Here is a 13,013-nt window from a genome sequence, read left to right as displayed (position 1 = left end):
CGGTGCAGACGAATCATCTGCACCGCCTCGGCGTTTCTGTGCGTTTTCCGTTGGCACTGCCGAAGCAGGGAGAGGGAACGGAGGAAGCAACTGGGGCCGCTGCCTGTCGGCAGCGGCCCCAGCCACTCAGACGAGAATCACCTGAGGATCACTTGAGCTTGTCAGATCCCTTGACGTATCCGATCTTCGTCCAGTCGGGGCTTTCGAAGCCGAAGGCGCCGTAGTTGGCGAGGTCGGGGTTGACAACGAAGAAGTCGTAGGACTGCCACAGCGGGATGACGCCGGCGACGTCCCAGAGCTTATCGTCTGCCTGATTCATCAGATCTGTTCGCTCGTCCTCATCGGTGGAAGCCGCTGCCTTGTTGAGGAGCTTATCGACTTCCTTATCGCCGGTATTGCTGAAGTTCTGGCCACCGTTGGTCTTCCAGATCGAGTCACCACTGGACAGGAACGGATTGCCCACGTAGCCGAACAGCGTCATATCGTACTTGCCGGGGTCGATGTACTTGGCGAAGAGATCCGTCGGCGGGACCTTGTGCTCCTTGACTGTGACTCCGATCTCCTTGAGGTTCTCCTGGACAACGGGCAGGACTGCTTCGTTCGTCTTCGACCCGTCGTTGTAGACGTATTCGAGTGTGATCGGCTCGCCGTCCTTCGTCGCCTTGCCCGAGTCGTCGTACTCGTAGCCGGCGTCTTCGAGCATCTTCTTTCCGGCGGCTGGGTCAGCATCTGCGCGGTCGCCGGCAGTGTCTTTGTATCCGTTCTGGTTGGTCATGAGCATGCGGTTGTTGAGCTGCTCGGTGTCCTTCGGGTAAGGCATCGTCGAGTTGACCGAGAGGAAGATCTCTTCGCGGTCGAGGGTCTTGAAGACCGCCTGGCGCAGAGTCTCGTCAGCCAACGGTCCGCCCTTTTCGCCGTTGAGGGTGATGTGGCTCCAGTCTGGTGCTGATGCGCGGCGCAGTTCGGCACCATTGTCGATCATCGGCTTGACGACGGAGTATTGGGCGGGAACCGTGGTTTCGATGGCGTCGAGCTGTCCGTTCTGGAAGCTGGAGGCCGCTGCCGAAGGATCTTCGATCGTGGTGATGAGGACAGAATCCAGGGGAGCCTTGTCTCCCCACCAGTTGTCGTCGGGGACAGCCTGAACGGTCTTGTTTTTCGAATCGATCTTCTTGATTTTGTACGGCCCGGCCGTGACCTTCGGCTCCTTGACCCACGACTCGTTAAACGCTTCGGCAGACTTGACGAGAGAATCAGGGGCAACGTCGGCCAGCCCCTTCCAGTCCGCGTAGGGTTCTTTGAACGTCACCTTGGCAGTGAGGTCGTTGTCGCCCTTCTCGATCTTCTTGACCTGGTCATAGCCCTCGGAGGACACGATATTGTAGTCCTCCTTCGAACCGTCCATCGTCTTGAAGACATTTTCAATGGACTTGTAGTCAATCGGAGTGCCGTCCGACCACTTCATCCCCTCGTTGAGCTCGATCTCGACGACGAGAGGATCCTCGGAGACCACGTCGAGACGCTTCGTGTAATTTTTGTTCGGGACGACCTCGCCATCGGCCGTGTAGCTGTAGAGCTTCGGATACAACATGCCTTCCATCATGTCGGTGGTATTGCGCTCGTAACCGTCGAGATTGAGGATGTTCCAATTCGCTGGGAAGGCATTGTTGGTCAGCCGCAGGTCGCCTCCGTCGCCGACCTCACCGCGGTCTTTCGCATTGATCTCATTGGCGCTGGCGTCGAGCGCTTTGTCATCGCCGTCCTTGCCGCCGCCTTCGGGTGCTTGAGAACACCCTGCCAGCGCGAGACCCGCGATTGCCATGGCGGCAACTCCGCAGGTGAACTTCTGTCTGAGAATCATTTTCTGCATCTCCTTTGATTTCGAGGCCGCCGCCTTGCGACGGTATTCGGACGGTGGGGGCTGAGAATCTGAGCCGGTGGTGGTCCGCACCACGAACTCACATGGTGGTCAAGCTCTTGAGACGTTGCCTGGTGGATGCTCCTTTACGGTTCGGTCACGCAGTCGAACGGCCGGGGGCGAGTGACAGCCGGCAAGAGCGATGAGTTCTCTCGTCATCGGGACTCACCAAAACCGGAGAACGCCTCGGCATCGATCGTGGTGCTGCGGCGAGCCCGGGCCTTGGCCGGATCAGGGATCGGAACTGCAGCAAGCAGCTCGCGGCTGTACTCGTGCCGCGGGTCGTCGAAGACGTTTGCGGTGTCTCCTATTTCGACCAGCTTTCCGGACTTCATCACCGCGATGCGGTCGGAGATGTGACGGACGACCGACAGATCGTGGGAGACGAAGAGGAAGCTCACGCCCAATCGGGACCTGAGGTCGGCAAGCATCTTCAGCACTCCGGCCTGAACAGTGACGTCCAGAGCGCTGGTCGGCTCGTCGAGAACGATGAGTTTCGGCTCGCAGGCAAGTGCGCGAGCCACCCCCACACGCTGTCGCTGACCGCCGGAGAACTGTGCCGGATACCGAGAAGCATGTTCGGGCGTGAGGCCGACGGTCGTCAGCAGCCAATCGACCCGCTCATTCATACGTTCCTTGCTGTACCCCTGAACCTGCATCGGCTCCTTGAGGATGTCGCTGATCGGCATCCTCGGATCCAGTGCCGCCATCGGGTCTTGGAACACTACCGTCACGTCGCTGCGCATCGTCGCTCGGTCTGCGCGAGTGAGCGAAGAAGTGTCTTTGCCGTTGATCCTGATCGCGCCCTTCTGCGGCTTGCGCAGCTGCATGATCTCCAGCAGGGTAGTGGTCTTACCCGATCCGGATTCACCGACCAGAGCAAGGCATTCGCCTTCACGGATGTCGAACGAAATGCCGTCTACGGCCCGTTGCTCGCCGATCTTCTTACGGATGAGCGCACCCTTGGTGATAGGGAAGATGCGTTCGAGGTCGGTCACCTCGAGGACGACGGGACGCTTCTCCCGAGGGAGGAGGGTCTCGGAGACCTCAGCAACTTTGGCCATCGCCGAACCCGCGATGCTCTTCGATTCGCTCGGATCGTCGAGATCGATACGCGGCACTGCGGCCAAGAGGTCTCGGGTGTACTTCTCCCTGGGTCTGTAGAAGATCTCCTCGACATCCCCTTCCTCAACCATCCGCGATTCCTTCATGACCAAGACGCGGTCGGCGAACCCGGCCACCACGCCCATGTCATGCGTGATGAGAACGGTGGCGGCACCAAGCATTTCCTGTGCCGACTTCAGCAGGTCCATCACCTGCGCCTGGATAGTGACGTCCAAGGCGGTTGTCGGTTCGTCGGCGATGATCAGTTCGGGTTCATTGGCGATCGCCATGGCGATCATGGCTCGTTGCCGCATTCCGCCGGAGAACTCGTGCGGATACTGTTTGGCGCGCCTGCTCGGATCCGGGATGCCGACAGAGTCGAGGAGCTCGACCGAGCGCGCATCAGCCTTGGCTTGTGATACCTCGGGGTGATGGATCCGAACGACCTCGGAGATCTGTCGACCGACTTCGTAGACGGGAGTCAAAGCCGACAACGGGTCCTGGAACACCATCGAAACCGTGTTTCCGCGGAGGGTGGACAGTTGTCTGTCATTGAGCTCGAACATGTTGCGGCCGAGCAGGTCGATGCGACCAGAGACGCTCGCGTTGGCCGGCAGCAGCCCCATCACGGCCAGCGAACTGACGGATTTGCCTGAACCGGATTCCCCGACGATCGCCAGGGCCTCGCCCTTCCTGACCTCGTAGGACAGGTTCTGGACCGCATGAACGGTGTTGGTTTCGGACGGGAACGATACGCTCAGATCGTTCACTGTGAGCACAGTGTCAGTCATTGTCATCGGCCTCAGAGTCTGCTGGAATCGCTGGTCGGGTCGAGGGCGTCTCGCAGCGCCTCGCCCATCATGTTGATGGAGATGACGAGCGCCGCGAGCACCATTGCGGGCGGGATCCAGGTGTACGGAGCTGAGATGTTGTAGTCCTGGAGCACAGTTCCCAGCGAGACCTGCGGGTACTGAATGCCGAAGCCGATGAACGACAGACCGGTTTCGCCGAGGATCGCAGCACTGACGCCGAGCGTCGTGTCGATGATGATCCAGCTGGCGATATTGGGAATGATGTGACGCAGGATGTTGACGACAGGATTGACTCCCATGAACTTGGCCGCTTCGACGTATTCGGTCCTGACCAGCTGCTGGGTCATGGCGCGCAGGACACGAGCGGTGAGCATCCAGGCGAACAGAGACAGCAGCGGGATCATCCACAGCCATGATGCCTGCTGGAGCGCCGGGCTGAAGAGCATCATCAGCAGAAGCGCGGGGACGACGAGGAAGAGGTTCGTCAGGTTGACGAGGAACCCGTCGGCAATCGCGCCCCATTTTCCTTTGCTGCTGACGTAGCCGGCAACGGTGCCGACGAGTATTGCGAGGAGCGAGGTGAGGATGGCGGTGCCGATACCGATGACCAGCGAGATCCTCAGTCCCTGCATGGTCCGGGCGAAGATGTCGAGTCCGTTTTCGTTGACTCCGAACCAATGGTACTGCGTCGGTCCGGTCAGTGAATTCGCGAGATCGCGTTCGAACGGCCCGTACTGGTAGATCATCGGCGCGAAGATCGCGACGAGGATCAGCAGCACGAAGGTCGTCAGTCCGATCCAGGCACCCGAGCTGCGGAAGAATCTGCGTCGGATGAGAGCCGTCCGTCCGAGGGGTGCCGGCACGTGGACATTTTCGTCGGTTCGGTCCGGATCTGGCACATGTGTCGGATCGGGTGTGCCGAGCGTCGTGTTCCAGACTCCTGAACTCTCTTTACTCAATGCTCTCACCTCACCCGGGGATCGAGGACGCCCTGCAGGAAATCTGCAAGGGTTGCTGACAGCAGGGTCAGTACGGCTGTGTAGAGCACAACTCCCACCGTTCCGTTCACGTCGGCCAGCGAAATCGAGGATATGGCGAAGCGGCCGATGCCTTGCCAGTTGAACATGAGCTCAACGAACAGCGAGCCGGCGAAAGCCGCCCCGACTGCAAACGCGAAGTACTGTCCCATGGGGATCAGAGCCATGCGCAGACCGTGGCGTGTCATCGCTTGGCCGCGGCGAAGCCCCTTCGCGCGAGCCGTTCTCAGATAGTCGCTGCCGAGCACGTCAAGGGCCGTGACTTTCATATACCTGGAATACGAAGCTGCGGCAGTTGCGGTGAGAACAATCGTCGGCATCACCAGAGCCTTGATCTGATAGGAGATCGCGTCCCATGACCCGGGCTCGAGGAGAGGATTGATGGGGTTGATAGCCGGCAGGCCCCAGCCGGTGAGGTCGAGGACACCTTGGTTGATCTGCTGGACGATGAGGATGATCACCGGTGTCGGCAGGGCCAGGATGAGAAACGAAGCGAAGGTGAAGGCCCGGTCGTCGATCGAACGGCGGCGAACAGCCGAGACCATTCCGAGGGCGACGCCGAGAACGGTTCCGATGATCGTACCGAGCAGCACCAGGCGCAGGCTGATGGGCACACGGTTGAGCAGCTCTTCCCAGACCGGGACCATCGCCTTATTGGTGCCTGTGGTGACGCCGAGGTCACCGCGGACCAATCCGCCGAGCCAGTTCGCATACCGCTGGAACAGCGGCACATCCGGATTGATGTTGCGAGCATCCAAGTACTGCTGCGCGGTCTCGAGGGGGACCGGTTCCTTCGCGATGGGAGGGTAGAGGATTGCTTCGGGATGCATCAGGCCGGCGGCCAGAAGGTAGGCGAAGCTGGAGGCGACGAATGCCAGAATCAGGTAGGTCAGTGCTCGGATGGACATGAACCTAAGCACTGTGAATCCTTTGTCGTTTGCTCAGGTTGGGGAAAGTCTTCATTCCAGGTGGAACCCTTGTGGTCGACGGTGATCAGATGTGACGTGTACTACATTCAGGGTATCCGACATTTGGACAATTTCGGCAAGGCATCCTAAAAAATTTGACGATATGATTAGTCTCGTGATTTGGATAGATGTCGCCATCGTGGTTGTCGGGGCCGTTGCCGCGGTCGCGGTGAGCGATGTCCTGGGACATCGAAATCTGCCGACATGGCCGGTTGGGCTCATCGCGGTGGCTGGGTTCATCTTCGCGGGTCTGACTTACAGTTCATGGCTTGCGGCTGGTGCTCTGGGTATCGGCTGCGGGGCGCTGATCGTGTCTGCACGAGGATTTGTTCAGATGGTGATGGAGCGACGAAGTCGTCGCTCGGACTCGCGGACAGACCGAGGGGAATGACATGCGCATCGTCGTACTCGATGACTATCAGCAGGTGGCCGCGGACTTCGCGGACTGGTCCCGTCTCGACTCCGAGGTCGAGTTCGTCCACCGTCCCATCGTCGACGACGATGACCTGGTCAAGGTGCTCACCGGCGCCGAGGTGGTTGTGGCGATGCGGGAGAGAACCGCGTTCACGGCCGGCCGACTGGCACGACTGCCGGATCTGCGGCTGCTCGTGACCACGGGGCGGGTGAATGCCTCCATCGATGTGGAGGCGGCGCATACGCAGGGGATCGTGGTCTGCGGAACCGAGTCGACCACCTCGGCGACGCCGGAGCTGACCTGGGGACTCATCCTCTCCGTTCTGCGCCGCATCCCGGCCGAGGACGCCTCGGTCCGCAGCGGAGGCTGGCAGACGAGTGTCGGGGGAGACCTCGACGGACACCGCCTCGGCGTCGTCGGTCTGGGCCGGCTGGGAACGAAGGTGGCCAGGGTGGGTGCGGCCTTCGGGATGGACGTCGTGGCGTGGAGCCAGAACCTCGAGGCCGAACGGGCCGCAGCACTGGGGGTGCGAGCGGTGAGCAGGGAGGAACTGTTCTCGACCGCTGACGTCGTCACGATCCATTACAAGCTCAGTGCGCGCAGCCGTGCTCTGGTCTCGGCAGCCGAGCTCGGGCTCATGAAACCAGACAGCATCCTCGTCAACACCTCCCGGGCGGGGCTCGTCGACACCGACGCGCTCATCGCGGCACTGGAGGCGGGACGGATCCGCGGCGCGGGACTCGACGTCCATGATCTCGAACCGCTGCCGGTCGGCCACCGTCTGCGCAGCACCCCGTGCGCGGTGCTCACCCCGCATCTCGGCTATGTCACCGAGGACACGTACCGGATCTTCTTCACTCAGGCAGTTGAGGACATCGAAGCCTGGGCCGCAGGCGAGCCGATCCGCGTCCTCGGCTAGAGACCCCAGCCGCTGACGACGACGAAGCCGCCGGAGAGTCGGAACTCTCCGGCGGCTTCCGCATTGCCCGGCGGGCCCTGCCAAGGGGCGGTCCGCCTCGGCGAGGGCCGGTCTGTCAGGACAGTGTCAGTTGACCTCGGCGGGATCGGCAGAGACGCGGCCGCCGTTCTCCAGCGCATCGATCGACGCGATCTCGGCATCGCTGAGCTCGAAGTCGAAGACGTCGAAGTTCTGCGCCATCCGGTCGCGGTTGTTCGACTTCGGGAAGAGGATGTGGCCCTTCTGCAGGTGCCAGCGGATGATGGTCTGGGCCCAGGACTTGTCGTGGGCCGTCGCGATCTCACCGATGACGGTGTTCGCGTAGTCGACCTGACCCTGGCCCAGCGGTCCCCAGGCTTCGATCCTGATGTCATTGGCTGCCAGCACGGGACGAGTGTCGACCTGCTGGAACTGCGGGTGGCACTCGATCTGGTCGACAGCCGGGATGATGCCGGTGTCGAGGATCTCCGGAAGGTAGCGGTGGTCGAAGTTCGATACGCCGATCGAGGTGGTCAGCCCCTGGTCGCGGTAGGCGGGGAAGGCCTCCCAGGTTTCGACGGAGTTCTTGTTCTCCGGGGTCGGCCAGTGGATGAGGTAGAGGTCGACGTGGTCGAGGCCGAGCTTTTCGAGGCTCTCGCCCAGCGCCCGCTTGGACTCCTCGGCACCGTGGCGGTCGTTCCACAGCTTCGTGGTGACGAAGAGCTCGTCACGGGCGATCCCGGACTTCGCGATCGCTCGGCCCACGCCCTCCTCATTGCCGTAGATGGCAGCCGTGTCGATGTGGCGGTAGCCGACTTCGAGGGCATCGGTGACGATGCGCTCGGTCTCCTCGGGGTCGACCTTGAAGACACCGAAGCCCAACTGCGGGATCGTCTTGCCGTCGTTGAGGGTGAGTGTGGGAACCGTCATGGTGCCGCCTTTCGTCACGGGTTGTGTGGTGGTCTTGCCACGAGCCTATAACGTCAAGGTCGACGGTGGAATTCCATGGCCACGTCCCAGGTGTGAGGCGTGAAGCAGTCATGTGCCAGAACTGTCACTGCCTGCTCCGGCCCGGCCAGAGCGGTGAGAATAGGCTGAGGGTATGCAGCAGCGAAGCAGACGACGACCCCGGCAGACACCGCTTGCCCTCACCGTGACGGCAATCCTCCTCGGCCTGGTCGGATGCCTCCCGACCCCCGACCTCAGCGACCGGGCCGAAGAGATCGCCGGTGTGCTCTCTGGCATGCCCGGGGTCGATGACGTCGACCACTCCTATCGGAACGGGTTCGATTCCGGTCAGGTACTCGACTTTCGAGTCCGGATGGGGACCGGAGCCGCTGACGACGAAGCCATCGATGTCGTAACAACGCTCAATGCCGAAGTCGGATCAGAGTTCGCAGACTACAGTCGTGGGCTGACGCTGGGGTTCGAGGACTTCACAGCAGATATTCGAGGCGTGCCCGATGCTGATCAGCTGCGGCCGCGGCTGGTGGGGATGAAGAAGCTGAACGCGTCACTGCATCCCGACCATATCAGCTGGCAGATCCGCAATGACACGGACATGGCGGACTCGTTGGATGTCCGGGGCTTGAGCGCCGACGCTGACACCGCTGTCTCCGCTGTCCGAGCCGTGGTCGGACGAGACCGGGTGCAGGCCACCGTCGCACCCCATCGGCAAGCCGCGTGGACCGTGATGTTCCCCTATTCCGCACAGGAGCAGAACAGGTTGGCCGGGGTGCTTCGACCGAGTATTCCCGAAGTGGAGAAGGTTGAGATCAGCGACGACCGACTCAACTCTGTGACCGCGCGTCTGGAAGCCGGAACGGATGCAGCACCGCGCCTGATGACGATCATCGACAGGATCGATGCCGGGACCTCACAGCCGTGGACGCTCTCGTGGACGGCAGGGCAGCCGACTCACAGCGGCAGCGGTTTGGCGACCGGAGCGACCGTGAGCGTCGGAGGATGCGACTACGTGCATGACAGCAAGTGGGAGCGTGAGCCCGACGAATACTACACCCCCAGTGCGCTCGCGGTCCGCGATCAGCTGCGAGGAAAGTATGACACCTGCGGCTGAGCCCAGGGTCGCGGATCTGCGCAGTCGACGCCGGCCGTCGGAAGGTCAACTTCGCCCTTCGTCCTGAGCCCGCTTCTTGCCCGTGGACTCCTCGGCAGCGACCTGAGCCTCATCGAAGACGGAAGGAGCCTCGGTGCCGTTCTCGTTTTCGTCTTCGCGACCGGGTGTGTGCAGATTGAATCGGATGATCGCCCAGCGGAAGAGGAAATAGTACACGACGGCATAGGCCAGGCCGATGACCAGCAGGAGGAGGACGGGGCCGATGCCTCCTGACAGTTCGGAGGCGCGACCCAGGTTGAGCAGGTAGTCCAGAGCGCCGGCAGAGAAGCCGAACCCGGATTTGATGCCGAGCGCATTCACCAGCGCCAACGACGAACCGGTGAGCACGGCATGGACCGCGTAGAGCGGGAACGCGACATAGGCGAATGCGTATTCGAGCGGTTCCGTGATTCCGGTGATGAAGGCGGTGAGAGCCACGGAGAGCATGATGCCGCCGACGACCTTGCGGCGCTTCGGATGGGCGGTGCGATAGATCGCCAGGGCCGCGGCCGGCAGGGCGAACATCATGATCGGGAAGAAGCCGGTCATGAACGATCCTGTCCAATCAGCAGTGCCGTCCACCCCGGAGAAGAAGCACGTGATGTCGCCGTGCACGGTGTCTCCCGAGGAATTCGTGCACGAACCCAACTGGAACCACGGCAGATTGTTGAGAAGGTGATGAAGCCCGAATGGGATGAGGAGTCGGTTGACGGTGCCGAAGACGAATCCAGTGCCCGGGTTGGCGCCGTGTTCCATGAGGAAGCCGCCCACGCCCTTGTTGATGAGAGTGTCGAAGACAGGGTAGATGAGGCCCATGATCACAGCGATGAACATCGAGGCGATCGCGGTGACGATCGGAACGAAGCGGCGACCGCCGAAGAAACCGAGGTAGGTCGGAAGTTTGATCCGGTGGTAGCGCTGATAGAGAAGCGCGGTGACGATACCGACGACGATGCCGCCGAGCACTCCGTAGTTGATGACGTTCTCACCCTCACCATTGTCCGAGCCGAAGACCGGAGCCAGCGCGGTGAAGACGCCGTTGAGGACCATATAGCCGACGACGGCAGCCAGTGCCGTGGAACCGTCGGCCTTCTTGGCGAAGCCGATGGCGACACCGACGGCGAAGATCAGCGGCAGATTGTCAAACAGAGCGGAGCCGGCGGCGGCGAAGACCGTCGCTACCGGCAGCAGCCAATCCGCGAACTTGCCGAGACCATCGGGACCGAGCATGTCCGGCTGTCCGAACCGCATCAGCAGGGCCGCGGCCGGCAGCACCGCGATCGGGAGCATGAGAGAACGGCCGACGCGCTGAAGTTGCGCGAATCCCGGCACCGTCCTCTTGCGTTTCTTCGGTGACTCGGCGGATGCAGTGGTCATCGGATTCCTCCTCGGGGGTGGGTCGATCGGATGCCGGGGTCCGGGCGATGATCGGACCCTCGGCACAGGACCGGTGGTTCGTCGATGCCGTGCGACACGGCCACGAGTCGCCGTAGACTTGTGACACAGATCGCAGAATGTGAAATCGACGCCGGCGCTTCATCGCCGGAGATGAAGGTGACAGATATGGACAAAGCAGCGCAGATTCTCGCCGGCCTGGGTGGCGCCGACAACATCGACGACATCGAAGCGTGCATCACTCGGCTGCGTGTCGAGGTCGGCGATGACGCACTCGTCGACGAGCAGGCGCTCACTGCCGCCGGCGCGTTCGGGGTCATGGTCCAGGGCAGCGCGGTCCAAGTCGTCGTCGGTCCGGAGGCCGACAACCTCGTCGACGACATCGAAGACCTCATGGGCTGAGTCATGTACTCGCCCTCCTTGTTCAACAGCGAACCTTGTCTGTGACCTTTGACACACGACAGTCTAGGTGAAAAGCTCCGATCCAGTGGTGAACGAATCCAGCAGTCGATGAAGGGCAGGAAGACGAGAGTGACAGTGACGATCTCATCTCCCATCACCGGTACGGTGATCCCTTTGACGGAAGTCCCCGATCCCGTCTTCGCGAAAGCGCTCGTCGGCCCTGGGACAGCCATCGATCCCGGAGACGCCGCGACACTGACGGTCAAGGCCCCCGTGTCCGGTACGGTGACGAGTCTCAAGCCTCATGCGTTCGTCATCTCCCACCGACCCGATCAGGGGGTGCTCGTCCACCTCGGCATCGACACCGTGCACCTGTCCGGTGCGGGTTTCACCATGTGCGCCGAGGTGGGGCAGCAGATCCAGGAAGGTGAGGAAGTCATCGTCTGGGACACCGCGGAATCACGTGAGGCAGGGAAGTCCGTGGTCGTGCCGGTCGTGGTCCTCGAAGCCGATGCGCAGGCGCTGACGATCGCCGAGGCCGGTCCGATCGCCGCGGGCGAGACCATCATCCGCGTCGACTGAGACAGGTGTTGCTCGCGGCTCGGGCGAGTCGCCTCAGTCGGAGAAGAGGGCGTGGACCTCTCCCGCGTGTTCTCTGCCGCCGAGGCCGGTCAGTTCGAGCACGACTGCCGAACCGATGACCTCGGCGCCGAGGTCGGCCACGAGTGCCTGAGCCGCAGTCAGTGTTCCTCCGGTGGCGAGGATGTCGTCGACGAGGAGGACGCGTGCGCCCTCTCCCAGCAAATCCGGTGCTTCGATCGTGGCGGTGCCGTATTCGAGTGAGTAGGAGGCTGCAGCAGCGGGCTTCGGGAGTTTGCCGGCTTTGCGGATGGGCAGGATGCCGACGCCGGTCATGGCCGCGATCGTACCGGCGAAGAGGAACCCACGGGCCTCGAGTCCGCCGACGAAGTCGAACTGACCGGCGAAGGGTGCGATGAGCGCCTCGGTGACGGCCCGCAGCGCGGGACCGTCGGCGATGAGCGGTGAGATATCGCGGAAGTTCACTCCCGGCTCAGGATGGTCGGGGATCGAGGTGATGAGGGACTTCGCGCGGTCCAATTCGGTAATCGTCACGGGTCAACGATACTCGGTGGCCCCACAGAGTCTCGTGCCGGTCCGGCACGGGTCTTGAAATCTGCGGGCGCTCGCCGCAGACTGCCGATGAGGGCGACACCCGCCGTCATGCACCCGGACAGGAGGCGACGATGGCCGACGATCGCAGGCGACTGTCGGTGACCGAGGCGTTCGAGGCGGTGCCGCGTGCCCATTTTCTGCCCGCAGCCGAACGGAGGCACTCGGCCAGCAACGTGCCCTTGGCGATCGGCCACGGTCAGACGAACTCCCAACCGAGCACGGTCGCCGATATGCTCGAACTCCTCGATGTCCGCCGCGGCGATCGGGTCCTCGACCTCGGTTCCGGCTCGGGGTGGACGACGGCGCTGCTGGCAGTGCTCGTCGGGGAGGAGGGGCAGGTGAACGGTGTCGAAAGGCACCGTGGACTCGTCGAGTCCTCGCGAGCGGTGATCGGAGGATTCGAGCAGGAGAGCGCTCGACGAATCGAGGGAGGACTCGCTGCGGTCGACATTCATGAGGCGAGGTCAGGGGTGCTCGGGCTGCCCGATGCCGCTCCGTTCGACAGGATCCTCGTCTCGGCCGGTGCCGAGGAGATGCCCGTCCAGCTGGTTGCTCAGCTGGAGATCGGCGGCATCATGGTCATCCCTGTGCAGGGGGAGATGCTCAAGGTCACGCGCACCGGAGTCGACGTCGATGACATCGCGATCACGGGGCACGGTCGGTACCGCTTCGTTCCCCTCATCCGCGAGTGATCGCGCTGGCCGGCCGTCCACAT

At 62.4% G+C, this 13,013-nt stretch carries 12 protein-coding genes; 5 read left to right on the top strand and 7 right to left on the bottom strand.

Annotated features, from left to right (window positions below; translation table 11 throughout):
• Positions 1–148: 148 nt before the first annotated feature.
• The 4 genes from ACPUD7_RS01065 to ACPUD7_RS01050 form a co-directional block, all read right to left on the bottom strand.
• Positions 149–1,861: an ABC transporter family substrate-binding protein gene (locus ACPUD7_RS01065; RefSeq protein WP_425118835.1), complete on the bottom strand. Its 1,713-nt coding sequence runs from the start codon at positions 1,859–1,861 to the stop codon at positions 149–151.
• 212 nt (positions 1,862–2,073) lie between these two features.
• Positions 2,074–3,813 carry an ABC transporter ATP-binding protein gene (locus ACPUD7_RS01060; protein ID WP_425118834.1) on the bottom strand — a complete coding sequence of 580 codons (1,740 nt, stop codon included), beginning with the start codon at positions 3,811–3,813 and terminating at the stop codon, positions 2,074–2,076.
• Positions 3,814–3,824: 11 nt separating this feature from the next.
• A complete protein-coding gene (locus ACPUD7_RS01055) occupies positions 3,825–4,697 on the bottom strand; it encodes an ABC transporter permease (protein ID WP_425118831.1) in 873 nt (290 codons plus the stop codon).
• 101 nt (positions 4,698–4,798) lie between these two features.
• Positions 4,799–5,779, bottom strand: coding sequence for an ABC transporter permease (locus ACPUD7_RS01050; RefSeq protein WP_425118829.1), 981 nt, complete (start codon positions 5,777–5,779; stop codon positions 4,799–4,801).
• 452 nt (positions 5,780–6,231) lie between these two features.
• Here ACPUD7_RS01050 and ACPUD7_RS01045 point away from each other — a divergent pair, with 452 nt between their 5' ends.
• Complete coding sequence (locus ACPUD7_RS01045) at positions 6,232–7,173, top strand: D-2-hydroxyacid dehydrogenase family protein (protein ID WP_425118827.1); 942 nt, start codon at positions 6,232–6,234, stop codon at positions 7,171–7,173.
• Positions 7,174–7,299: 126 nt separating this feature from the next.
• On the opposite strand, the gene ACPUD7_RS01040 is transcribed toward ACPUD7_RS01045, so the two are convergent.
• The gene (locus ACPUD7_RS01040; RefSeq protein WP_425118826.1) at positions 7,300–8,121 is read right to left on the bottom strand and encodes an aldo/keto reductase; all 822 of its coding nucleotides are present in this window, start codon (positions 8,119–8,121) and stop codon (positions 7,300–7,302) included.
• 172 nt (positions 8,122–8,293) lie between these two features.
• Here ACPUD7_RS01040 and ACPUD7_RS01035 point away from each other — a divergent pair, with 172 nt between their 5' ends.
• Complete coding sequence (locus ACPUD7_RS01035) at positions 8,294–9,268, top strand: hypothetical protein (protein ID WP_135539578.1); 975 nt, start codon at positions 8,294–8,296, stop codon at positions 9,266–9,268.
• Positions 9,269–9,313: 45 nt separating this feature from the next.
• Here ACPUD7_RS01035 and ACPUD7_RS01030 read toward each other — a convergent pair whose 3' ends face one another.
• Positions 9,314–10,684 (bottom strand): PTS transporter subunit EIIC, encoded by a 1,371-nt coding sequence (locus tag ACPUD7_RS01030; RefSeq protein WP_135539577.1) that lies wholly within the window; start codon positions 10,682–10,684, stop codon positions 9,314–9,316.
• Positions 10,685–10,768: 84 nt separating this feature from the next.
• On the opposite strand from ACPUD7_RS01030, the gene ACPUD7_RS01025 reads away from it, so the two are divergent.
• Positions 10,769–11,104 (top strand): glucose PTS transporter subunit EIIB, encoded by a 336-nt coding sequence (locus ACPUD7_RS01025; protein WP_135539575.1) that lies wholly within the window; start codon positions 10,769–10,771, stop codon positions 11,102–11,104.
• A 108-nt stretch (positions 11,105–11,212) separates the two neighbouring features.
• Positions 11,213–11,686 carry a PTS sugar transporter subunit IIA gene (locus ACPUD7_RS01020; protein WP_135539573.1) on the top strand — a complete coding sequence of 158 codons (474 nt, stop codon included), beginning with the start codon at positions 11,213–11,215 and terminating at the stop codon, positions 11,684–11,686.
• A gap of 33 nt (positions 11,687–11,719) precedes the next feature.
• Here the strand turns inward: ACPUD7_RS01020 and ACPUD7_RS01015 are convergent, their stop codons facing one another.
• Positions 11,720–12,238, bottom strand: a complete 519-nt coding sequence (locus ACPUD7_RS01015; RefSeq protein ID WP_425118824.1) for an adenine phosphoribosyltransferase — start codon at positions 12,236–12,238, stop codon at positions 11,720–11,722.
• Positions 12,239–12,369: 131 nt separating this feature from the next.
• Between ACPUD7_RS01015 and ACPUD7_RS01010 the strand changes: the two genes are divergently transcribed.
• Complete coding sequence (locus ACPUD7_RS01010) at positions 12,370–12,990, top strand: protein-L-isoaspartate O-methyltransferase family protein (protein ID WP_135539569.1); 621 nt, start codon at positions 12,370–12,372, stop codon at positions 12,988–12,990.
• Positions 12,991–13,013 lie beyond the last annotated feature (23 nt).

Origin of the sequence: Brevibacterium sp. FAM 24630, assembly GCF_049804075.1 — a bacterium.
Lineage (GTDB): Bacteria > Actinomycetota > Actinomycetes > Actinomycetales > Brevibacteriaceae > Brevibacterium.
Note: the sequence above shows the minus strand (reverse complement) of the source record. Positions and strands in the feature narration are given on the sequence as shown.